The sequence below is a fragment of the Pseudorhodobacter sp. E13 genome (genome assembly GCF_003991405.1).
Lineage (GTDB): Bacteria > Pseudomonadota > Alphaproteobacteria > Rhodobacterales > Rhodobacteraceae > Pseudorhodobacter.
In genome coordinates, this window is the sequence record NZ_RPEN01000148.1 from 21,967 (window position 1) to 44,143 (window position 22,177).

General features: G+C 62.1%; 23 protein-coding genes. 13 read left to right on the top strand and 10 right to left on the bottom strand.

Annotated features, from left to right (window positions below; translation table 11 throughout):
* Nucleotides 1-16: 16 nt before the first annotated feature.
* On the top strand, nt 17-811 hold the full coding sequence (locus EGN72_RS05065; protein WP_127045567.1) for a DUF2145 domain-containing protein: 795 nt from the start codon (nt 17-19) through the stop codon (nt 809-811).
* A 38-nt stretch (nt 812-849) separates the two neighbouring features.
* Here the strand turns inward: EGN72_RS05065 and EGN72_RS05070 are convergent, their stop codons facing one another.
* Together EGN72_RS05070 and EGN72_RS05075 are read right to left on the bottom strand one after the other, a co-directional pair.
* Nucleotides 850-1,338, bottom strand: a complete 489-nt coding sequence (locus tag EGN72_RS05070) for a GFA family protein (protein WP_199743702.1) — start codon at nt 1,336-1,338, stop codon at nt 850-852.
* Between the two features lie 102 nt (nt 1,339-1,440).
* Nucleotides 1,441-1,950, bottom strand: a complete 510-nt coding sequence (locus tag EGN72_RS05075; protein WP_127045568.1) for a hypothetical protein — start codon at nt 1,948-1,950, stop codon at nt 1,441-1,443.
* A 123-nt stretch (nt 1,951-2,073) separates the two neighbouring features.
* Here EGN72_RS05075 and EGN72_RS05080 point away from each other — a divergent pair, with 123 nt between their 5' ends.
* Complete coding sequence (locus EGN72_RS05080) at nt 2,074-2,463, top strand: SMI1/KNR4 family protein (RefSeq protein ID WP_127045569.1); 390 nt, start codon at nt 2,074-2,076, stop codon at nt 2,461-2,463.
* A gap of 57 nt (nt 2,464-2,520) precedes the next feature.
* Here the strand turns inward: EGN72_RS05080 and rpoH are convergent, their stop codons facing one another.
* Nucleotides 2,521-3,417, bottom strand: coding sequence for an RNA polymerase sigma factor RpoH (gene rpoH / locus EGN72_RS05085; protein WP_127045570.1), 897 nt, complete (start codon nt 3,415-3,417; stop codon nt 2,521-2,523).
* A gap of 192 nt (nt 3,418-3,609) precedes the next feature.
* Complete coding sequence (locus tag EGN72_RS05090) at nt 3,610-4,659, bottom strand: RluA family pseudouridine synthase (RefSeq protein ID WP_127045571.1); 1,050 nt, start codon at nt 4,657-4,659, stop codon at nt 3,610-3,612.
* Here EGN72_RS05090 and EGN72_RS05095 point away from each other — a divergent pair.
* The 9 genes from EGN72_RS05095 (at nt 4,658) to EGN72_RS05135 (ending at nt 14,314) form a co-directional block, all read left to right on the top strand.
* Complete coding sequence (locus tag EGN72_RS05095; RefSeq protein ID WP_127045572.1) at nt 4,658-4,972, top strand: DUF6476 family protein; 315 nt, start codon at nt 4,658-4,660, stop codon at nt 4,970-4,972. The genes EGN72_RS05090 and EGN72_RS05095 overlap by 2 nt on opposite strands.
* 108 nt (nt 4,973-5,080) lie before the next feature.
* Nucleotides 5,081-6,868 (top strand): ATP-binding protein, encoded by a 1,788-nt coding sequence (locus EGN72_RS05100; RefSeq protein ID WP_127045573.1) that lies wholly within the window; start codon nt 5,081-5,083, stop codon nt 6,866-6,868.
* Between the two features lie 30 nt (nt 6,869-6,898).
* Nucleotides 6,899-8,350: an amidase gene (locus EGN72_RS05105; protein WP_127045574.1), complete on the top strand. Its 1,452-nt coding sequence runs from the start codon at nt 6,899-6,901 to the stop codon at nt 8,348-8,350.
* An 84-nt stretch (nt 8,351-8,434) separates the two neighbouring features.
* On the top strand, nt 8,435-9,490 hold the full coding sequence (locus EGN72_RS05110) for an ABC transporter ATP-binding protein (RefSeq protein ID WP_127045615.1): 1,056 nt from the start codon (nt 8,435-8,437) through the stop codon (nt 9,488-9,490).
* Between the two features lie 4 nt (nt 9,491-9,494).
* Nucleotides 9,495-10,409 (top strand): ABC transporter permease, encoded by a 915-nt coding sequence (locus EGN72_RS05115; protein WP_127045575.1) that lies wholly within the window; start codon nt 9,495-9,497, stop codon nt 10,407-10,409.
* The gene (locus EGN72_RS05120) at nt 10,402-11,205 is read left to right on the top strand and encodes an ABC transporter permease (RefSeq protein ID WP_127045576.1); all 804 of its coding nucleotides are present in this window, start codon (nt 10,402-10,404) and stop codon (nt 11,203-11,205) included. Before EGN72_RS05115 ends, EGN72_RS05120 begins: the two co-directional genes overlap by 8 nt.
* 30 nt (nt 11,206-11,235) lie before the next feature.
* Nucleotides 11,236-12,261, top strand: a complete 1,026-nt coding sequence (locus EGN72_RS05125) for an extracellular solute-binding protein (protein ID WP_127045577.1) — start codon at nt 11,236-11,238, stop codon at nt 12,259-12,261.
* Between the two features lie 170 nt (nt 12,262-12,431).
* Nucleotides 12,432-13,853 carry an amidase gene (locus EGN72_RS05130; RefSeq protein ID WP_199743703.1) on the top strand — a complete coding sequence of 474 codons (1,422 nt, stop codon included), beginning with the start codon at nt 12,432-12,434 and terminating at the stop codon, nt 13,851-13,853.
* Nucleotides 13,853-14,314: a GNAT family N-acetyltransferase gene (locus tag EGN72_RS05135; protein WP_127045578.1), complete on the top strand. Its 462-nt coding sequence runs from the start codon at nt 13,853-13,855 to the stop codon at nt 14,312-14,314. The genes EGN72_RS05130 and EGN72_RS05135 overlap by 1 nt, the downstream gene beginning before the upstream one ends.
* Here EGN72_RS05135 and EGN72_RS05140 read toward each other — a convergent pair.
* Both EGN72_RS05140 and EGN72_RS05145 read right to left on the bottom strand, forming a co-directional pair.
* Entirely contained in the window at nt 14,289-15,113 is an 825-nt protein-coding gene (locus EGN72_RS05140; RefSeq protein ID WP_233587036.1) for a VCBS repeat-containing protein, read from the bottom strand. The two genes, EGN72_RS05135 and EGN72_RS05140, sit on opposite strands and share 26 nt — an antisense overlap.
* On the bottom strand, nt 15,110-15,433 hold the full coding sequence (locus EGN72_RS05145) for a 2Fe-2S iron-sulfur cluster-binding protein (RefSeq protein WP_127045579.1): 324 nt from the start codon (nt 15,431-15,433) through the stop codon (nt 15,110-15,112). Before EGN72_RS05145 ends, EGN72_RS05140 begins: the two co-directional genes overlap by 4 nt.
* A 225-nt stretch (nt 15,434-15,658) precedes the next feature.
* Here EGN72_RS05145 and EGN72_RS05150 point away from each other — a divergent pair, with 225 nt between their 5' ends.
* Together EGN72_RS05150 and EGN72_RS05155 are read left to right on the top strand one after the other, a co-directional pair.
* Nucleotides 15,659-16,195 carry a peptidoglycan-binding domain-containing protein gene (locus tag EGN72_RS05150; protein WP_127045580.1) on the top strand — a complete coding sequence of 179 codons (537 nt, stop codon included), beginning with the start codon at nt 15,659-15,661 and terminating at the stop codon, nt 16,193-16,195.
* A complete protein-coding gene (locus EGN72_RS05155; RefSeq protein ID WP_127045581.1) occupies nt 16,192-16,839 on the top strand; it encodes an HD domain-containing protein in 648 nt (215 codons plus the stop codon). Before EGN72_RS05150 ends, EGN72_RS05155 begins: the two co-directional genes overlap by 4 nt.
* A 55-nt stretch (nt 16,840-16,894) precedes the next feature.
* Here the strand turns inward: EGN72_RS05155 and EGN72_RS05160 are convergent, their stop codons facing one another.
* From EGN72_RS05160 to gor, 4 genes are all read right to left on the bottom strand, one after another.
* Complete coding sequence (locus EGN72_RS05160) at nt 16,895-18,364, bottom strand: DegQ family serine endoprotease (RefSeq protein ID WP_127045618.1); 1,470 nt, start codon at nt 18,362-18,364, stop codon at nt 16,895-16,897.
* A gap of 293 nt (nt 18,365-18,657) precedes the next feature.
* A complete protein-coding gene (hflC, locus tag EGN72_RS05165) occupies nt 18,658-19,536 on the bottom strand; it encodes a protease modulator HflC (RefSeq protein WP_127045582.1) in 879 nt (292 codons plus the stop codon).
* Nucleotides 19,536-20,720 carry an FtsH protease activity modulator HflK gene (gene hflK, locus EGN72_RS05170; protein WP_127045583.1) on the bottom strand — a complete coding sequence of 395 codons (1,185 nt, stop codon included), beginning with the start codon at nt 20,718-20,720 and terminating at the stop codon, nt 19,536-19,538. Before hflK ends, hflC begins: the two co-directional genes overlap by 1 nt.
* A gap of 59 nt (nt 20,721-20,779) precedes the next feature.
* On the bottom strand, nt 20,780-22,138 hold the full coding sequence (gor, locus tag EGN72_RS05175) for a glutathione-disulfide reductase (protein WP_127045584.1): 1,359 nt from the start codon (nt 22,136-22,138) through the stop codon (nt 20,780-20,782).
* Nucleotides 22,139-22,177 lie beyond the last annotated feature (39 nt).

Genomic DNA, 22,177 nt, shown 5'->3' on the forward strand with positions numbered 1-22,177 from the left:
CGAGGGGGAAAACACCATGTATCGTTGGATCATTCTGGCCTTTCTGGCCCTCTGCCTTGCCTTGCCCGCCCATGCCGGCAGTTCCGAAGCCGGCAAGCCGCAGCTTCCCGCCGCCGAGGTCGCGGCCTTTTCCAACCGCGTGCAACAAGACCTTGCCGCGCGCGGGGTCAATGTAGCGATTGTGGCGCGCATGGGCCGCAACCCAAGCCAATTGCCCAAAGGCGTGCGCTATACCCATGTCAGCTATTGGGTGCTGTCGCAGATCAAAACCGCCGATGGCCGCACCGGCACCGGATACCGGGTCTATAACCTGTATCAGGACGCCAAGAACGGCACCCGCAGCAGCCTTGTGCAGGACAGCCCCGCAGATTTCTTTGCAGGCGCCTACCGCCTTGATGCCGGGATCATCATCCCCGATGCCCGGTTGCAGAAAAAACTGCTGAAAGTGATCGCCAGCCCCACCTACAAGGCGCTGCACAATCCGCGCTATTCGGTGCTGGCCAATCCCAATACCAGCCAGTTTCAGAATTGCACCGAACATACGCTGGATGTGATGATGGCCGCGCTATACGGCACGTCAGATGTGGCGCGGATCAAGGCCAATGTGGCCGCGCATTTCACCCCGCAACCCATCGCCATCGGCGGGCTGAAGCGCGCACTGGCCCCCGCCGCCAGTCAGGCACTGACCACGGCAGATCACGGCGCAAGCGTTGCCACCGCCACCTTCGGGTCCATCGCGCGGTTCATGCAGGCCAATGGGCTGGCGAAATCCGTCTATCGGCTGACGCCAGACAAGGCCTATCGGTTCTGAACCGCTGCGCGGCCGGGGGGTCACCTCCCCCGGCTGTGTCAGTTTCCGCGAATGGTTCTGGCACTGTCAAACACCGTGGGTGCGATCGCTGTGCCATCACTTTGCGCCGCATGTTCCATGAAACAATTGACCCCCGCCGGGATAACCGTGCCCTGCTGCGCCTGCCCCAAAAAGATGTGCTTCGACGTTTCTGGCGTTACCGCGAACCAGTTCGGATTGTCGAATGTGCCACGGTAAAGCCCGACAAAACCGGGAAAGCGCTGGAAGGTCAGGTAAAGCTTGGTGCCGCAGGCAGCGCAGAAATGCACATACACCTCTTTGCCGCTTCCTTCAGAAAGATGTGTGTAGGTCTGCGCCGGCCCTGTCAGCATCGCGAAATCCGCTGCCGCGAACACTGGTTGCACCATATAGGCCACCCCGGTCGCGCGTTGACAAAAGCGGCAATGACAAATCGTGGTCCGGATCGGCTCTGCCGTTACTGCATATCTATGCCGCCCACACAGGCAGCCGCCTTTGGCCTTTGTCATGCCCTTGCCTTTCCGCATCCCGCCCAGCAGCCCGACACTGGCCCAATCGGAACCGAATGTCGAGGCAGGCACGCTGCAACGCGCCACTGACTGCGCACAGGTTTAAGGTCGGACCATCCAGCGACGAAGCTCCGTCACGGCATCTTCCAGCCTGTCAAAGCGTGGGGCTATCTCTGCGCCATCCGGTCCTTTCATCACGGTATAGGAGTAGTGGCGGACCTTTTGCATCGGCCTGACCACATAATCCGCGCCGTCATAGTGCAGATAGACAAGCTCCATCTTTTGCCAAACGGTGTAGATGGATTTACGCCCATCGAATACGCGAAGCGCTTCAGCCCAGCGTTTGAATCGCCGCTCCGTTTCCAGATAATCCGGGAAAGCGCGAATCTCCTCCGTGGGAACCGCACAGGACCGATCAAGCGCGCTGCGGCAGGCCGCGATCAGTTGCGGATCGTCTATCGGCAGCCGTGCTTCGAAACTGCCGACATCGAAATCGACCAATTCCGCCCGCCCCACTAACTTGACCGTCAAGACACCAATAACCCGGCCATTGGCATAGACCGAACAGGCCAGAAACAGGGGCAGAGGCTTGGGGCGCCAAAAACGTGACAATAACCGCATCATTCAATAAGGCTTTCGCAAAAGATTTGGGCGAAGTGGCAGCGTCCAAAATTGACATGCCTCTCACATATTTTCACCCTAACACATCACGGAACAGGGTGCTGGAGTGTCGCAATGACCTTTGATGTCGCAGAGAAATTCATCGCCGCCGCAGAGATCAGCTTGGGCGTGAGGCTACCCGAAAGCTATCGCCAGGCTTTGAAAGCGGAAAACGGCGGTAGCCGCAAGCTGGGGTCTGATGTATGGACGCTGATCCCTGTGTTTGACCAGCAAGACCGGAAGCGGATGTCGCGCACCAGCAATCACATCCTGCGGGAAACGAAAGCAATGTCTGGTTGGGCGGGCTGGCCGCCAACGGCGATCTGCATCGCCTCGAACGGCATGGGGGACGCATTGGTGTTTCTACGCCAAGGCGCGGTTTGCGAGGCGACCGTTTATCTTTGGAACCATGAAACCGGGCACCTGACCCCCGTTGCCAAGGATTTCGCGGATTTGAAGAAATAGGCCCCCACAGAGATCTGCGGGGGCCTGTTGTCAAACGGCATCGGGGCGAAATGGGGCTTAGGCCGGGATCACCATGCCTTTTTCGCGGGCCAGTTCGCGCATCTTGTCTTGCAGCTTTTCAAAGGCCCGCACTTCGATCTGGCGGATACGCTCGCGGCTGACGCCATAGCTTTCCGACAGTTCTTCCAGCGTCACCGGCACATCGTTCAGGCGGCGCTGCACCAGAATGTCCTTTTCCCGGTCATTCAGCACGGACATAGCCTGCACCATCATCTCGCGGCGGGTGTCCAGCTCATCCTTTTCGGCGTAATCATTGGCCTGATCGCTGTCTTCGTCTTCCAGCCAATCCTGCCATTGCGTCGCCCCCTCGCCATCCGACCCGACCGTCGCGTTCAACGAAGCATCCCCGCCCGACAAACGCCGGTTCATCGAGATAACTTCATCCTCGGTCACGTTCAGATCGCGGGCAATTTGCGCCACGTTTTCCGGGCGCAGATCACCTTCTTCCAGCGCGCCAAGCTTGGCCTTGGCCTTGCGCAGGTTGAAGAACAGCTTTTTCTGCGCCGATGTGGTGCCAAGTTTCACAAGGCTCCACGACCGCAGGATATATTCCTGAATAGAGGCGCGGATCCACCACATCGCATAGGTCGCAAGGCGGAAGCCTTTTTCCGGGTCAAAGCGTTTGACCGCCTGCATCAGGCCCACATTCGCCTCTGAAATCACCTCGGCCTGCGGCAAGCCGTAACCGCGATAGCCCATGGCGATTTTGGCGGCCAGTCGCAGGTGCGACGTCACCATCTTATGCGCAGCCGTGCTGTCCTGATGGTCGACCCAGCGTTTGGCGAGCATGTATTCTTCTTCCGGCTCCAGCAGCGGAAACTTGCGGATTTCTTGCATATAGCGGTTCAGCCCCTGTTCCGGGCTTGGTGCTGGTAAATTGGCATAGCTACTCATAATCGTCCTCCGTTCCGCTGTCGGTCCCTGCCATCAATCATGCGCTGGCGGGGATCGGCAAATCTAAGCATTTCATCGGGGCTTCGCAAGCGGCGCCCCCTTGTGCTGCTTACAACGTTAAATGCGCCTTGTTCTGTCGCGGTTCCAGATTTGTGTCGGTCAGATCACGAATATGTCAGACAAAACCCCCGCTCAGCCCGCCGCAGCGCCGCGCAAGGCGGTGATCAGCGCCTCCATATCCTCGGGCAAGGGTGAGGAGAATTCCAGCATTTCGCCAGTAACCGGGTGTTCAAACCCCAAGGTCGCCGCATGCAGCGCCTGACGCGGAAAGCCCTCTGCCGCGGCCACCGCCGCCGCACCCACGGCTTTTTCGGAAACCTTGCGCTTGCCGCCATAAGTCGGATCACCGATCAGCCCATGGCCCGCATGGGCCATATGCACGCGGATCTGGTGCGTGCGGCCGGTTTCCAGCCAACATTCCACCAAGGCCGCCACCGGGGGCGTGCCAAACACCTCTAGCGTGCGGGCGCGGGTGACCGCATGGCGGCCGGTGCCCTCAAAGAACACCGCCTGACGCTGGCGGTCGGTGCGGTGACGCGCCAGATTGGTGGCGATGCGCAGGATATTCGATGCCTCAAACGTGGCCCCTTTGATGCCCCGCAAGCGCGGGTCGGCGGCATCCGGCGCACCGTTCACCACCGCCAGATAGCGCCGATGCACGGAATGTGCCTCAAACTGCGCAGCAAGCCCGTGATGCGCGCGATCCGACTTTGCCACCACCAACAGCCCCGAGGTTTCCTTGTCGATCCTATGCACGATACCGGGCCGCTTTTCACCGCCCACCCCGGACAGCTTGCCACCAAAGTGATGCAACAGCGCATTGACCAAGGTGCCCGACCAAGACCCCGGCGCGGGATGCACCACCATGCCCGCAGGTTTGTTGACAACGATCAGATCGTCATCCTCCCACAGCACCTCCAGCGGGATATCTTCGGGCAAAGTGTCCACATCGGCGGCAGGTTCCAGCAGCAGCGCATAAACCTGCCCCTCGGCCACGCGGGCCTTGGGGTCCGTCACCGGTTCACCATCCAGAAAGACCAGACCTTCGGCGATCATCTTCATCAAGCGCGACCGCGACAGCGACGCTTCTTCTGGCACATCGCGGGCAAGCGCCTTATCAAGGCGATCAGGCGGGGCCTCCCCGATCGTGACATGCAAGACAGGCAAGGACGTATTGACCATGGAACAGGCTCCGGCACCAGACGGGCTTCCGCCCAGCCTCAGGTTTCTAAAAGGGCTGGTGATCGTGCTGACGCTCACCATGATTATTGGCGTCATAACCGTGGTTGCGGTGATTGTCACCCGCATGCCGCAAAGCTTTGCCGCCCGCCCCAGCCTGCCAGACAGCATCACCCTGCCCGAAGGGGCCAAGGCGCAGGCCATCACCTTTGGCACTGGCTGGACGGCGGTGGTGACGCAGGACAACCGGATCTTGGTGTTCGGCAAAACCGGGGCCCTGCTGCAAGAGGTGGCGATTCAACCGCAAGGGGAATAAAGGCTTGACCACCACGGCCTGACTGCCACCCTATCAGGTGGCAGACATAACGCCAGCCGCCCCTTTCACCGGCCCCTTCAACCGCACAGGACAGGACCGCCACCCAAAATGCAGACCGGCCGGACCGAAATACACGAGATCGCCCGTCAACGCGATCTGCTGCGGGGCGAGGCCCTCAGCCGGAACCTGCTGTCGATCGCAGCCATCGGCATCACCGCGATCTATCTGCCGATCTGGGTGGCACTGATCTGCATGATCGGCAATGTCGGCTGCGACATCCTTGCGATGCGCTACATGCGCGCGCTGTCCCCCAAACGGCACGCCCAGCGCTATATCCTTGTCGCGGGTCTGTCCTTTCTGCGCGAGGCCTACCTGACGCTTGCGGCCTCGCTGACGTGGTTGATGGCGGATAGCTACGGACAATCCCTGGCGGTCGGCGTCCTGATGTCGCAACTGCTGCAACTGGCGCTGGTGCGGGCCAGCCATCTGCCCTTTGGCTATATCGGGCTGTCGGCTGTAGCGCTTATTACGGGGGTCTTGAACAGCCATCACTGGCTGGTCACGGAGAGCAACCTTGTCGGGTTTGGCGTCTCGACCCTCGCGATTGTCTGCGCCTTCTGGTATACGATCATCGCGATGCATTCCAACCACCGGCTGCACAAAGTCTCGGCCACGGACCGGGCCGAAGCGCTGGCGAATGACAAGGCGAAAAGCCGGTTTCTGGCCCAGATGAGCCATGAGTTGCGCACCCCGCTAAATGCCATTCTGGGCATGGGTCATGCCGAACTGCGCCGCAACAAGGACGCGTTAAGCCAGAACCGGCTGTCCGTCCTTATCGCCTCGGCCGAAGGGCTTTCGACCATTCTCGATGATATTCTGGATATGTCGGCGCTGGATGCGGGCCGCCTGCCCATCCGCCCCGAAGCCGTCCGCCCGCAGGATGAGATTTTGGCCGCCCTTGCGCTGTTCCAGCCTGCCGCCACTGCTGCCGGGTTAAGCCTGAACCACAGCTTGTCCCCCATGCTGACCGCGCCAAAACTGCTGGACCCGCAGCGCCTGCGGCAATGCTTGTCGAACCTGCTGTCCAATGCGCTGAAAAACACGCCGCGCGGCGGGGTGCATATTTCCGCCCGCCTGACCGAGGCCATAAACGGGTCGGAATTGCTGGAAATCGAGGTGGCCGATACCGGCCCCGGCATCCCCTCCGCGCAGCATCGCGCGATTTTCGAACCCTTCTCACAGGCGCGCAACACCCGCGGCGGCGCAGGTGGCAACGGGCTTGGCCTGTCGATCTGCCGCAGCATGGCCCGCCATATGGGGGGCGACCTGACGCTTGCGCCCAACAGCCCCCGCCAAAGCGGCGCGCGGTTTATCCTGACACTGGCGGTCCGGCCCGCGCCTGCGGATGTGCCACCTTCGCCCAGCGTTGCCCTGCCCACTGCCCGGCAAAAAACGCAACCGCCCAAGGCCTATACACAGCCCCCCGTGGCGGCAAGCGTGGCCTCTGGGTTGCGGGTGCTGGTGATCGACGATATTGCCACCAACCGGCTGGTTGCCTCTACCTATCTTAGGATGCTGGGGGCTTCGATGATCGAAGCGGACAGCGGCGAAAAGGCGCTGGAGATCTTGTCTACCACCTTGCCCGATCTGATCCTGCTGGACCTGAACATGCCGGGGATGAGCGGTTTGCAAACGCTCAAACGTCTGCGGGCAATGCCGGGGCCTGCGGGCAGCCTTCCGGTGATCGCGATGACGGCAGACGCCTTGCCGGAACAACGCGCCTTCAATCTGTCGCAAGGGATTGATGGCTATCTGGCCAAACCGATCAACCCGACCCGGATCGAGATGGAAATCAAAGCAGTGATGGACAAACGCAAGGCTTCGCCCGCAGACTAAGCGCGAAACAGTCCTGCGAAAGGCGCGCCGATGTCCCACCCTGCCCCCCAACCCGATGCCACCCATCTTGCCCGAATGGTCGCGGCGGGCAGCGTCAGCCCCACCGAATTGCTGGACGCGGCCTTGGCGGCGGTGGCCCGGCTGAACCCCGATCTGAACGCCGTGGTGCTGATGCAAGAGGCCGCAGCCCGCGCCCATATCGCCGCAGGCCTGCCGCAAGGCCCGTTTCGCGGCGTGCCCTTCCTGCTCAAGGATCTGGGCTGTGAGGCGGTGGAGTTCCCGTCGCATAACGGCTCGCGGTTGCTGGCCAATACGCGTTACGGCATGGATTCCAGCATCTTCGCCCGCATCCGCGCCACCGGGGTCGTGACCTTCGGGCGCACCACCGCCCCCGAAGGTGGCATCGGCCCCGCGACCGAGGCGGCGGTCTATGGCGGGCCGACCCGCAACCCTTGGGGCCTCGCGCATACGCCCGGCGGGTCGTCTGGTGGTGCGGGGGCGGCGGTGGCGGCGGGCATCGTGCCCTTTGCGCATGGGTCCGATGGCGGCGGCTCGGTGCGGATACCGGCATCCTCTTGCGGGCTGTTCGGGTTCAAACCCACGCGGGCGCGGCTTCCCGATGGCCCCTATGTCGGCGAAGGCTGGGCGGGCATGGCCATCGACGGCTTCCTGACCCGGTCAGTGCGCGACACGGCCCTGATGCTGGATGCCTGCGAAGGCGCAGACCTTGGCGCGCCCTATGTCGCCCCGCCCCTGCGCCGCAGCCATGCCGATGCGATCAGCCGTCCTCCGCGCCGGATGCGGGTGATGCTCTGCGATACCAGCTTCACCGGAGAGGCGATCCACCCCGATTGCGCAGCAGCGGTGCATCAAACCGCCCGCCTGCTGCAAGACCTTGGCCACCACATCACCCCCGGCCTGCCCCGCGCCAATACCCTTGGCATGATGCGGGCCTGGACCGATATCGTCGCCATCGGCACCGCGCTGTCCATCCGCAAAGCGTTGAAATCCCGCCCGCTGTCGCCCGATCTGGTCGAAGGTGTGGCGCGCGGTGCGCTGGCCCATGCCGACACCCTGCACCCCACCCGCTACCTCGAAGCGGTCAATGAAATTCACGCCTTTGGCCGCGAAATGGCCGCCGTTTTTGATGGCCCCAACGCCCCCGATGTGATCCTGAGCGCGACGCTTGCCGAACCCCCGGCCGAGATCGGGCGCTTCAACCACCAGCCCGAGGATTATGTCGATTACCGCATCGGGCCGGGGCGCGTGTTTGCCTATTCGCCCTTTTGCGCGGTGTTCAACGCCAGCGGCCAACCTGCCGCCTCGGTCCCCTTGGGCTGGTCCAGCACGGGCCTGCCCATCGGCATCCATCTGGCCAGCCGTTTCGGAAATGATGAAGAATTGATCGCCCTGTGTGCAGAGCTGGAACGGGCCGCCCCTTGGGGCCACCATCACCCCCCGCTTTGGGCCGCTGCATTCTAGACCAATTGGTAAAGACCCTTGCCATCCTTAAAACCAAGCGCTTAGGGTAGAGCCATGAGCCATAGGGAGCCAAGCATGACCACCATGCCCATCGCCGTCGAAGCCCGCAACGCCGTCAAGGCCTTTGGGCAGGGGGCGGTGGCTGTCAAAGCGCTGGACGATGTCTCGGTGCAAATCCGGCAAGGCGAATTTTTTACCCTGCTTGGCCCCTCGGGCTGTGGCAAGACCACCTTGCTGCGCCTGATCGCAGGATTTGAAACACCCACCTCTGGCCAGATTTTGCTGGGCGGCGAAGATATCACCCATCTGCCCCCCAACAAGCGCCCGGTGAACACGGTGTTCCAAAGCTATGCGCTGTTTCCGCATCTGACGGTGGCGCAGAATATCGGCTTTGGTTTGGAAATGCAGAACCGCCCCCGCGCGGAAATCAAGGAAACCGTAGCGCGGATGCTGGCGCTGGTGCAACTGGAACCGATGGCCAGCCGCAAGACCAGCCAGCTTTCAGGTGGTCAACAGCAGCGCGTGGCACTGGCCCGCGCCTTGGCCCCCACGCCCAAGGTTCTGTTGCTGGATGAACCGCTGTCGGCGCTGGACCTCAAGCTGCGCAAGGAAATGCAGATTGAATTGAAACGCCTGCAAATGGAAACCGGCATCACCTTCGTTTTCGTCACCCATGATCAGGAAGAAGCCCTGACCATGAGCGACCGCATCGCCGTGATGTCGGCAGGCCATATCCAGCAGACAGGCTCGCCGCGCGATATCTATACCCGTCCCGCCAACCGCTTTGTCGCCAGTTTCATCGGCGAGACGAATTTCCTGACCGGGAAAAGCGATGGGCGGCAGGTGGTGCTGCACAATGGGGCTGCCGTTGATCTGGTGACGAAACAAGGCGCTGTAAGCCTTGCCATTCGCCCTGAACAACTGCGCCTTGTCGCCACGGGCAGCGCAGGGGCGATGCCCGCCCGTGTCGCCTCGACCGTCTATTTCGGCACCGATACCCATGTGCATCTGTCGCTGTCCGATGGCAGCCAGATCGTCGCCCGCCAGCAAATTCCCGCCACTGGCGCAATGGATTTGAAAACCGGCGATGAGGTCGGCGTGATCCTGCCCGCCGATGCCCTGCAAGTGTTGGAGGATTGATCTGATGTCCTCTGACGCCGAAAAAAAGGCCGAAGCCGCGCGCACCCGTTCTGCGTGGCTCTTGTCAACGCCCGCGCTGATTGTGTTGGTCTTCGCGGCCTCTGGCCCGCTGCTGATCGTGCTGACCTATTCTTTCCTGACACCGGGCCAATATGGCAATGTGATCTGGGATTTCGATCTGAACGGCTGGGTCAGCATCCTTTATACCCGCGATATCTTTGACGGCACGCTGAAACTGGCCGATGCGCATTTGTCGATCTTCTGGCGCTCGGTCAAACTGTCCTTGTTGACCACGGCGATCACCTTTGCCGTGGGCTTTCCGACGGCGTGGTTCATCGCCACGCGCCCGCCCGCACAGCGCGCCTTCTGGCTGTTCCTGATCACCATTCCCTTCTGGACCAACCTGTTGATCCGCACCGTGGCGATCAATGAGGTGATCCGCAATGAGGGCTTGCTGAACACCTCGCTGATCTGGCTGGGCGTGATTTCGGAACCCATCCGCATCATTTACACCGATACCGCAGTGCTGATCGGGATGGCCTATGTCTATCTGCCGCTGATGGTGCTGCCGCTATACGCCGCGATCGACCGGTTTGATATGCGCCTGCTGGAGGCGGGCTATGACCTCTATGCCAGCCGCTGGCGCGTGCTGCGCCGGGTGATCCTGCCCATCGTGAAGCCGGGGATCGTGGCGGGGTCCATCCTTGTCTTTGTGCCCTCACTCGGGGCCTATGTGACCCCGCGCGTGCTGGGGGGCGGCAAGAATATGATGATCGGCAACTTCATTGAATTGCAATTCGGCCAAGGGCGCAACTGGCCGCTGGGGGCGGCGCTGTCGATGACGCTGCTGGTCGTGGTGATGGTGGCGCTGCTGGTCTATGTGCGCGCCGCCAACAAGGAGGGCAACCCGCATGGCTGACCGCAGCTTTGAAGTCGCCCGCCTGCCCGGCTTTCGCAGCATCGCGCTGACGGCCTTTGTGCTGCTTTATCTGCCGATCATCACATTGGTCGTCTATAGCTTCAATGCGGGCCAATCGGTCGCCGTGTGGGAAGGATTCTCGCTGGATTGGTATACCACCGCTTGGGAAAATGAGGCTGTCAAAGGGGCGACCTATCGCTCGCTCCTCATCGCGGCCTCTGCTTCGGCCATTGCGACGACGGTGGCAACCATGGCAGCCCTTGGCACCACGCGCAGAAAGGCGTTCAAGGGGCAAACCTTCATCTATGTGATGATCAACCAACCCCTGATGGTGCCCGAGATCGTGACAGCGGTGGCGCTGCTGATCTTCTTTGCCTCGATCAAGGTGGCGACGGGGTATAATGGCTTGATCTACCTGATCATCGCCCATGCCGCCTTTTGCATCCCCTTCGCCTATCTGCCCATTCGCGCGCGGCTGGAAGGGATGGACCTGACGCTGGAAACCGCTGCCGCCGATCTTTACGCCAGCCATTGGCAGGCCTTTCGCTTTGTCACCCTGCCCTTGATGTTGCCGGGGATCATCGCGGGGGCCATGCTTGCCTTTGTCATCAGTCTGGATGACGTGGTGATCACCGAATTTGTAAAATCCGGCGGGCAGGATACACTGCCCACCTATATGCTGGGCCAGATGCGCCGGGCCATCACACCCGAGGTCAACGCGATCTCGACCGTGTTGCTGGCGCTGACGGTCCTGCTGCTGACCGCGTTTTTCCTTTTGACGCGCAAGAAAGACTGAAAACAAAAAACCAACCAAGGGAGACGACATATGAAAAAGATCGTAACGGCAACGGCCCTGCTGCTGGCAAGCACCGCGCTTGCGGCAGCCGAAGGCGAATTGCAGCTGTATAACTGGGGCAACTATACCTCGCCCGATCTGCTGAAGAAGTTCGAGGAAGAAACCGGCATCAAGGTGGTGGTGACGGATTATGACAGCAACACAGCTGCCTTGGCCAAGGTCGAGGCCGGCGGGTCAGGCTTTGACCTTGTGGTGCCGTCGGCCAATTACATCCCGATCTGGATCGAGAAAGGGCTGGTGCAAAAGCTGGATGACAGCAAGCTGGCCAACAAGGGCAATATCGCGCCGGAATGGGTGAACGTGCCTTGGGATGAGGGGCGCCAATATTCGGTGCCGTGGCAATGGGGCTCGGTTGGTGTGGCGGTCAACACCTCTGTCTATAAGGGCGATATCAACACGTCGGATATTTTCCTGCGCGTGCCAGAGGAGTTGAAGGGCAAGATCAACGTCGTGCCGGAAATGACCGATGTGTTGAACATGGCGATTTTCAACGTGGGCGGTGAGCCTTGCACCGAAGACACCGAAGTGCTGAAGAAAGTGCGCGATCTGGTGGTGGCGGCCAAGGCGGATTGGCTGGCGATGGATTACGGTGCGACCGAGAAACTGTCGAACAATGACTGGGCGGCATCGGTGAACTGGAACGGTTCGACCATGCGGGCGCGTCTGGCAAACCCGGACGTGGCCTTTGGTTACCCGCGTGAGGGTTATCCCTTGTTCATGGATTCGGTGGCGCTGCTGTCGGATGCCAAGAATGTGGACAACGCCTATAAGTTCATTGATTTCATCATGCTGCCGGAAAATGCCGCGATGATTTCGGCCTTTGCGCGCTATGCCAATGGGATTGCCGGATCGGCGGAGTTCATGCCAGAGGATATGAAAACCGCGCCCGAAGTGGTGACGCCGGAAGAACATGCCAAGGCGGGGCGGTTCTTGCCGACATGCAGCCAGAAATCGCAGGAATATCTGACAGCGATCTGGACCGAATTGCAGAAATAAGGGAACCGGCGCGGCGGGGGCATCGAACCCCCGCCGCCCCGCTGGGGGCTTTGCCCCCAGAAACGAAGGATTGGGGGCTTTGCCCCGACAAGCGAAGGCCCGGGGGCTTTGCCCCCACAAGCGAAGGATTGGGGGCTTTGCCCCCAAACCCCCAAGATATTTTCAAATAGATGAAGGGCAAGACTGTGGAGGTGACGGGCTGGTCTGCGACAGAGGTTCTGAGGCGCGTGGCGCGGCGCGAGATGTCTTGCGCCGAGGTGATGGCGACTTTTCTGGCCCGGATTGACGCAGTGAACCCTGCGGTGAATGCCATTGTCAGCCTGCGCGACGCTGAGGATCTGATGGCGGAAGCGCGGGCGGCGGATGCGGCGGAGGTGCGGGGGGCTTTGCACGGTTTGCCGCTGGCGGTGAAGGATCTGGTCGCGACCAAGGGTTTGCGGACGACCTATGGCTCTGCGGTTTTTGCGGAGTTCGTGCCTGCGGCGGATGATATTCTGGCCGCGAGGATGCGGGCGGCGGGGGCGATTTTCATCGGCAAGACCAACACGCCGGAATGGGGGCAAGGATCGCATAGTTTCAACCCGGTGCATGGGGTGACGCGCAACCCCTATGATCTGAGCCGGACGGCAGGCGGGTCTTCGGGCGGGGCGGCGGCGGCGCTGGCGGCACGGATGCTGGCGGTTGCCGATGGGTCGGACATGATGGGATCGCTGCGCAATCCGGCGGCGTTTTGCAATGTCTACGGCTTTCGCCCGACCTGGGGTTTGGTGCCGGGGGATGCGGTGGGCGATACGTTTCTGGCGACGCTGGCGACCGAAGGGCCGATGGCGCGGACGATTGATGACCTTGCGCTATTGCTGAATGTGCAGGCGGGCGAAAACCCACGCGTCCCCTTTGGCCGGAGCGCGCGCTTTACGCCGCCGCAACCCGCCGATCTGCGCGGCAAGCGGATTGGCTGGCTGGGTGATTGGGGCGGGGCCTATGCGATGGAGCCGGGGATATTGGCGCAATCGGAGGCCGCTTTGCAGGTGTTAGAGGCGCTGGGGGCAGTGGTGGAACCTTTGGCGCCCCCCTTCCCTGCCGCCCAGTTGTGGCAGGCCTGGACCACCTTGCGCGCCATGCTGAATGCGGGGGCCAAGCGCGCGCTTTACGACGACCCGGCGCAGCGGGCGCTGACCAAACCCGAAACCCTTTGGGAGATTGAGCAAGGCCTGACCCTGAGCGCGCAGGCGGTCTACGACGCCTCGGTCATCCGGTCGCGCTGGTATGCACGGGCGGCGCGGTTGTTTGACCAATTTGACGCGCTGGTGCTGCCCTCGGCGCAGGTCTGGCCCTTCCCGGCGGAGTGGCGCTGGCCGCAAAGCATCAACGGGGTTGCGATGGACAGCTATCACCGCTGGATGGAAGTGGTGATCCCGGCCAGTCTTGCGGGCCTGCCTGCGCTGGCGCTGCCTGCGGGCTTTGGGGCCCATAGCTTGCCGATGGGGATACAACTGATCGGGCGCAATGGGGCGGATGCCGAGGTTCTGGCGATGGGCCAAGCCTATCACCACGCCACCGATTGGCCTGCCCAAGCACCAAAGGGTTTGTGATGCGCGCCATCGTCGCCCTGTTCCCGATCCGGCAGCCCTATGAGGCAGATGCCATCGCGCTGTTGCAGCAGTTCCAGAAGGAGGCCCCGGTTGCGGCACAGGGCGCGCAAGCCGACCGTTTGCTGAAAGCGGCAGGCAGTTCGGGGCATTTGGCCTATAGCGGCAAGGTTCCGGTGGGGGTGATCGTGCTGCGGGCGGGGTTTGCCGCCGAAAAAGGCGGGGATTTTGCCAATATATCCGCGCTTTATGTGGCCCGATGGTGCCGCGATTCCGGTGTAGGCACCAAGTTGCTGCACGCGGCAGAGGCCGAGGGCCGCGCCTTTGGCTGGCAATGGCTGCGGGTTTCGGCGCGCGATCCGGCGCTGACAGCTCCCGCCGTGCAGTTCTTTCAGCACCGCGGCTTTGCCATTGACGGCGAAGACCTGCACAGACCGATCAGCGACAGGCCAACGCGCGGCTGAAACTGTTGCGTGCAAGCGGCCCAAGACTGCGCGCGACAAGCCGCGCCCCTTCCATCCGCACGGCCATCACCTCTGACCAATCGGCATTGGCCAAGATCGCCTCGGCACCCTGCCCGCAATTGCGCACGCCACCGGATATCACGCTTTCACCGATGCGATGATTGGTAACACCGCCCATCCGCGCCAGTTCGACAAGGCGCTTGCCTTTGACCGTCACGATTACCAGTTCCCGCGCCAGATGCGGGCGGTCGACATAGGCGATATCGGGCTGGCCGTCGGCGTTGAAATCCCCCACACCCAAAGGCGCAAGCCAGCGATTTGCGCGCCCGATATGCGGGGTCACGGCGATCCGGGTCAGGCTTGTGTCATAGGACCAGACGGTCAGCCGCGCGCCTTTGCGCAGATCACTTTCAACCACCACAATCTCGGGCGTGGCATCACCGGTCACATCCCACAGCCGGGGGCCGGTATCTTCGAACACCAGTGTTTCGGGCAGGCGGATGGTCTGGCCTGTGGCGGCTTGGTCGCAGGTTGCGCAGGGCTGCGCCCGCAGGCCCAGATCCGTCCAGCGCGGTATCCCGCCCAAAACATCATGGCTATAGCGATCCGTAGGGCCAGACAGCCGGGCCGACTGCGGCCAAGGCAAGCGATACCCAGCCGCAGGGGCGGGGCTTGCGCCTTTCGTTTCAATGAACGACGCCGCCCCTTGCGCCCATGTCTGCGCCGACAGGGGCGCGCAAAACATAGCCGCAGCCAGCGCCGCCGCCCAAAGGCCGAAACCGCGCGCCAAGCGGATCAAATCTGCTTTTCGGGCATCTGAACGCGCAAACCGTCCAGCGCATCCGTCACCTTGATCTGGCAGGTCAGGCGCGACCGCTCCGGGTCTGGCTGATAGGCGAAATCGAGCATGTCTTCCTCCATGCCATCCTTGGCGGGCAGCTTTGCCACCCAAGCCGGGTCCACATACACATGGCAGGTAGAGCAGGCACAGGCCCCGCCGCAATCGGCCTCGATCCCCGGGATGCCGTTGTCGCGCGCACCTTCCATCACGGTCAGGCCGTTCTTCACCTCAACCACATGTTCCTTGCCGCCAAATTCTACATAGGTGATCTTCGCCATGCCCGTCCCTTATCCTTGATGGGTAATCGTATCTGCCTTGCACATAGGCCAAATCCGGGTGATTTGCCACCCTGTCCAGCGGCACAAAACGGCCAAAAAGCGCCACTATGATGCACAAAGCCGCGACCAAAGCGCCACGCATCAGCCAAAGCCTGCGGCGGGGCGCTTTCCTTCGGGGGAAATGCCGCTATTGTGCTGCGAAATCAGAAGAAACCCGAGCAATCCATGCCCCGCAGCGCCGCCGCTTTCCTGTTCTTTGTGCTTGCCTTGGCGGGCTGCCAGCCCGGCGTGCCCGCCCCACCGCCTTTGCCCGACAGCTTGCGGGCGGAACTGGTGACCAAAACCAGCGACACCCCGCCAAGCGAGGGCAAGTCTATCTGCTGGGCCGATGACACCATGCCCGCCATCATCGAAACCGTCACCGAACAGGTGCTGGTGCGCCCCGAACAGCGCAACCCGGAGGGGGAGCTGATCTCGGCCGCCGTGTTCCGCACCGAAACCGCGCAGCGCATCGTGCAAGACCGGCGCGAGGTCTGGTTCCGCACCCCCTGCCCTGAGCTTCTGACGCTGGACCTGACGGCCAGCCTGCAACGCGCGCTCAAGGCGCGGGGGTTTTACCGTGGCGACCTGACCGGGCAATTCGACGCGCAGACCCGCCGCGCCATCCGGCAATATCAGGAACCGCTTGGCCTCGACAGTGAGCGGCTGTCGCTGGCCGCCGCCCGCCGCTTGGGCGTTGTCGCAGGGGAGTTTGCGTTTTGACCCCGGCACAAGATCAGGCCCGCGCGCGCTATCGTGCCGCGATTGCTGCGCATTGGGACGGGCAGAGTGATGGCGCGCATGATCTGGGCCATCTGGACCGGGTCTGGGCCAATGCGGTTGAGATTGCGCGAGAGGAAGGCGGCGCGGATCTGGAGGTGCTGCTGCCTGCCGCCTATTTCCATGATGCGGTGAACCTGCCGAAAAACCACCCCGATCGCGCCCGCGCCTCTGTCGCCTCTGCCGACTGGGCCAGCGCTTTTCTGGCCGCTGACGGGTTTGCGCCTGCCAAAATCGCCGCCGTGGCCCATGCCATCGCCACGCACAGCTTTTCGGCCAATATCACCCCCGAAACGCCCGAAGCGGCCATCCTGCAAGACGCCGACAGGCTAGAGGCCTTGGGCGCCATCGGGATTGCGCGGATGTTCCATGTCGGCGGCGCAATGGGCGGGCTGCTGTTTGATGCCGAAGACCCGCTGGCCCAAAACCGCCCGCTGGATGACAAACGCTTTTCGCTGGACCATCTGGAGGTAAAGCTGTTTCCCATCGCGCAAACCATGCGCACCGCCACCGGGCGGGAACTGGCGCTGGCGCGGGTGGAATGGATGCGATCTTTCCGGGCGCGGCTGCTGCGCGAGATTACATAGAAAACGGGCGGCAGGTTGCCCCGCCGCCCGTTGAAATATTCACGTTAAGCCTTGGTTACTTTTCGATGCCAAGCGCCACGAAACGCGGGTCGCCCGCACGGCGGATCAACAGCAACAGGGATTTGCGGCCCGCATCACGCGCCTCGGCAATCCGGTCCTGCAAGTCCTTGACGCGCACCACCTTTTGCTGGCCCGCTTCGGTGATCACATCACCCACACGCAACCCCTTGGCATAGGCTTCGGACACTTCGTCCACCTCCATCACGGCCAGCCCTTGCGCATCTGCCGACAGGCCCAGCGCCTTGGCATCCTCGGCCGTCAACGGCTTCACCGTCAGGCCCAGCAACTCGGCGCTGGACGGTTCCGGCGCGGGTGCGGCGGCGGCAGGCACCGGCTCACCCTCGGCGGTTTCGCGGCGGCCCAGCGTGACCGACAAGGTCTGCGTCTTGCCATCGCGCATCACCATCACGCGCACCGCCTCACCCACCGGGGCATCGGCCACACGGCGCACCAATTCCCGCGTATCGGCCACATCAGCCCCGTCGAAAGAGGTGATGACATCGCCCGCCTGCATGCCCGCGTCCTTGGCGGGGCCATCTGGCACATCGGTGATCAAGGCACCTTTGGCATCCGCCAAGCCCATCGCTTCGGCGACATCCGGCGTCACGTCCTGAATGCGCACGCCCAACCAGCCACGCCGGGTTTCGCCAAACTCCTTCAGCTGCGCCACGACCTTGGTCACCACATTCGACGCCATCGAAAAGCCAATCCCGATGGACCCACCAGTGGGCGACAGAATCGCGGTATTCACCCCGACCACTTGCCCGTCCATGTTGAACAATGGCCCGCCCGAGTTGCCCCGGTTGATCGCGGCATCGGTTTGCAGATAGTCGTCATAGGTGCCCGACAACGCGCGCCCACGGGCCGAGATGATCCCGGCCGAGACCGAGAAGCCCTGCCCCAAGGGGTTGCCCATCGCAATAACCCAATCGCCCACACGCATCAGGTCCGAATTGCCAAAGGGCACAAACGGCAGCGGCGTGTCGCTTTCCACTTTCAACAGCGCGATATCGGTTTTCGGGTCAGTGCCGATCAGCTTGGCTTCCAGACGCTTGCCCGAAAAGAATTCAATCTCGATCTCATCGGCCTTGTCGATCACATGGTTATTGGTGACGATATAACCATCTTCGGAAATCACAAAGCCAGACCCCAGCGCCTCGGACCGACGCGGCTTGTTATCGCCTTGGCCGTTGCGATCCATGAAATCCCTGAAGAAATCCTCAAACGGGGAGCCTTCGGGAACTTGCGGGATACCTTCCGCGCTGGCCGCGACTGTGGTGGAGGTGGTGATATTGACCACCGCAGGGCTGATCGACTCTGCCAGATCGGCAAAGCTTTCCGGGGCGCCGCGCGCCTCGACCGACAGCGCCTGACCCAGAACCAGCGCCGCACCCAGCACCAGCGCGGTCAAGCCGCGCATCATTCCGGTTTGGCGGCGATCTTCCGCGAACCGGGTGGTTGACATGCTCTTCGATTGCACTCGAAACTCCTCTTCATCGTTTCGCAACCCTGCGCCGGGACAACCCTAAGCGGCGCAGCAGTCATTGCAAGACCAACATCAATCTAGGCGCTTTCACGCGCAATACAAACCCGGTCGCGCCTGCTCAACAGGACGTGAACAGATTTGTCATCGCCCGACCGGCTCGCGCCCGCCATAGATCGGGCCCATCCGGTGCAAAAACCCGCAACAACCCATTGATCTCGCATAAAAAAGGCCCCGGCTTTCTGAAAAGCCGGGGCCCGCTGATGGTTTCAGGATCAATTCCCGGCGGGTGCCTGATCGCTGCGCAGATAGTCAAAGAACTGGCTGTCTGGCTGCATCACGATCGAGGAATTGCCCCCTTTCAGCGCCCGCTCATAGCTGGTGAGCGAGCGGGTAAAGGCGAAAAACTCCGGGTCGCGGCCAAAGGCCTCGGCATAGATCGCGTTCCGCTGGGCGTCCGCTTCACCGCGGATCACTTCCGATTCCTTGCGGGCCTGCGATGTCAGCTCGACCACGGTCCGGTCAGCGCTGGCGCGAACCCGCTGCGCGGCCTCGTTACCACGGGCAATCTCGTCTGCGGCTTCGCGCTCCCGCTCGGCCCGCATCCGGGCAAAGGTGGCGGCAAGGTTCTGTTCCGGCAGGTCGGTGCGGGTCAGACGCACGTCCACCACCTCGACCCCAAGGCTAAGCGCCTGACGACGGGCCTGATCACGGATCAGGTTCATCAGGCTGGTCCGGTCCTCGGACAGCACCCGCTGCGACGGAACCGCACCCAGAACCTCGCGGATGGCGGCGTTCAGAATACGCTCAATCCGCACCTGCGCGGCGCGCACGCCTTCGGTCCCGACCGATTCCCGGAAATCCACCAGATCGACGATGCGCCACCGCGCAAAGGCGTCGACCACAAGACGGCGATCATCCAGCGGGGTCACTTCCAAAGGCTGCGTCAGCAGGCCCAGAATACGGTCATCATAGCGCACAACCTCTTGAATAAGCGGCACTTTGAAGCCAAGACCCGGTTCTTCCTTCACGGCCTTCACCTGACCGAATTGCAGCACCAGAACGCGCTCCCGTTCATCCACGATAAAGACCGAGGACAGGATACCCGCGACAATCAACGCGATGGCGGGCAGGATCATTGCAGATTTGTTCATCAGTTCGTCCCCCCAGTGGTCGCACGCGGCGCAGGTGTCAGATTATTGAGCGGCAGATAAGGCACAACGCCCTGCCCCCCGGCCTCTGCCCCCGACACACCGTCAAGGATCACCTTGTTCATATCGGCATAGACCCCTTCCATGGTTTCCAGATACATCCGCCGCCGGGTGACTTCCGGTGCCTTGATGTATTCCTCATAGACCGAGAGGAAGCGGCTCGCCTCACCCTGTGCGTCGTTGACAACGCGGGCGCGATAGCCTTCGGCCTCTTCCGTCAACTGGGCCGACTGACCACGCGCGGCGGCTGTCACACGGTTGGCATAGGCATCGGCCTCTTTCTCCAACCGGTCACGTTCCTGCTGGGCGGCCTGCACTTCGCGGAAGCTGTCGATGACTTCGCGCGGCGGGTCGGCCTTGTCAAAGTTCACCCGCACTACGTTGATGCCGGCGGCATAGCTGTCCAGCGTGCCTTGCACCGCGGCCTGCAAATCGGCGGCAATCACACCACGATCCCGGTTCAGCACCGGTGCCAGCTCTGACCGCGCGATGATGTCGCGCATCGCGGATTCAGACACCGCGCGCAGCGTATCCGCCGGATCGGCAAGGTTGAACAGATAGCTTGCCGGGTCCGACACGTTCCAGACGATCTGGAATTCGATATCCACGATGTTCTGGTCGCGCGTCAGCATCAACCCGTTGTCCATCGCACCCCCACGACCGGTGCCGATATCGGTTTGGCGTTCGCCCGTCACCTGAACGATTTCCGCTGTCACAAAGGGCCAGGGCGCAAAGTTCAGACCCGGATTGCCCACGGCAGAAAACTTGCCAAGGAACAATTCGACCGAGCGTTCTTCAGGCTTCACCGTGTAAAAGGACGCAAAAGCCCAAAGACCAGCGGCGATCAGCCCGCCCAGCACAAAGCCCTGCTTGGTAAACAACGGCCCCATGCCGCCACCACCGCCCGCGCCACCACCGCCGCCATTGCGCCGGTTGCCATTGCCGCCGCGCCCGCCCATCAGGACGCGCAACTGCTCTTGGCCTTTTTTCATGATTTCTTCAATTTCAGGAATCTGTGGCCCGTCATTGCCGGGACGCCGACCGCCGTTCGGGCGATCATTCCCATCGTTGCCATCATCACCCCGGTTGCCGCCACCGCCGCCCCATGGGCCTCCGCTTCCTGCCATCTGAATATCCTATCTGACTTCGTTTTCTCTAAACTGGTGGTTTTCACCAGAAATTCAAGTTAACCCCTACGCGTCGGGCTGCGCATTGTCACCAATTCTTCCGCCATCGTGGGGTGAACGGCGATTGTCGCGTCGAATTGCTCTTTGGTGGCGCCCATTGTCACGGCAATGCCGACAAGCTGGATCATTTCCCCTGCGCCGGGTGCGACGATGTGACAGCCCAAAATCTTGCGACTGGCCTGCGACACGATCAGCTTCATCAACACCCGGTCCGGACGGCCCGCAAAGGCCGATTGCATGGGGCGAAAGGCGGTCGCGTAAACCTCGATCGGTTCGCGCTCGCGCGCTTCCTCCTCGGTGAGGCCGATGGTGCCCATTTCGGGTTGGGTAAAGACCGCGCTGGCAAAGAGGCTGTGATCCACCTTGCGGCGCTGGCCGCCAAAGATCGTATCGGCAAAGGCATGGCCCTCGCGGATGGCCACCGGGGTCAGGTTGATGCGATCCGTCACATCGCCCACCGCAAAGATCGAGGGCACAGCCGTCTGACTATACTCATCCACCTCGATCTGGCCGTTGCGGCCCAGCGCGACACCCAAAGCCTCCAACCCCAGACCTGAGGAATTCGGCTTGCGCCCCGTGGCGTAAAGCACCGCGTCAAACACCCGCTCTGACCCGTCGGTCGCCACCGCGCGGATCCCATCGGCCACCTTTTCCAACCGCATCACATCGGTGCCGCAATGGATGCCCACGCCGTTTTCGCGCATCGCCTCGGCGACATGGCCGCGCGCCTCATCGTCAAAGCCGCGCAGGATTTGCGCGCCGCGATAATATTGCGCCACCTCACAGCCCAAGCCATTTAGAATACAAGCGAATTCCGAGGCGATATAGCCACCGCCGACCACCAGAACCCGGCTTGGCAAAGCGTCCATCTGGAAAATCTCATTTGAGGTGATCGCAAGCTCGCGCCCCGGAACATCGGGAATGAAGGGCGCGCCGCCCGTGGCCACCAGAATATATTTGGCAGAAACCTGCGTGCCATCGGCCAGCTTGACCGTATGCGCATCGACCAGCACGGCGCGGCTGTCAAACACCGTCACGCCAGCACCCGAAAGCCCGCAGCGATAGGCTTTTTCCAGCCGGGTCAGTTCGGCATCCAGCTTGGCGCGAAAGGCCGACCAGTCAAAGCCACCGATCCGCGCGTCCCAGCCATAGCTGCGCGCATCCGCCACCATGTCGGGATATTCGCTGGCAAATACCATCAGCTTTTTGGGCACGCAGCCGCGGATGACACAGGTGCCGCCCATGCGGTATTCCTCGGCCAGCGCCACTTTGGCCCCATGGGTGCCCGCCGCAATCCGCGCCGCCCGCACGCCACCAGACCCGCCACCAATGACGAAAAGATCATAGTCAAAACTCATGGTGTCAGGCTCCTTGGTTCATCAGAAGGCATCGGGGTT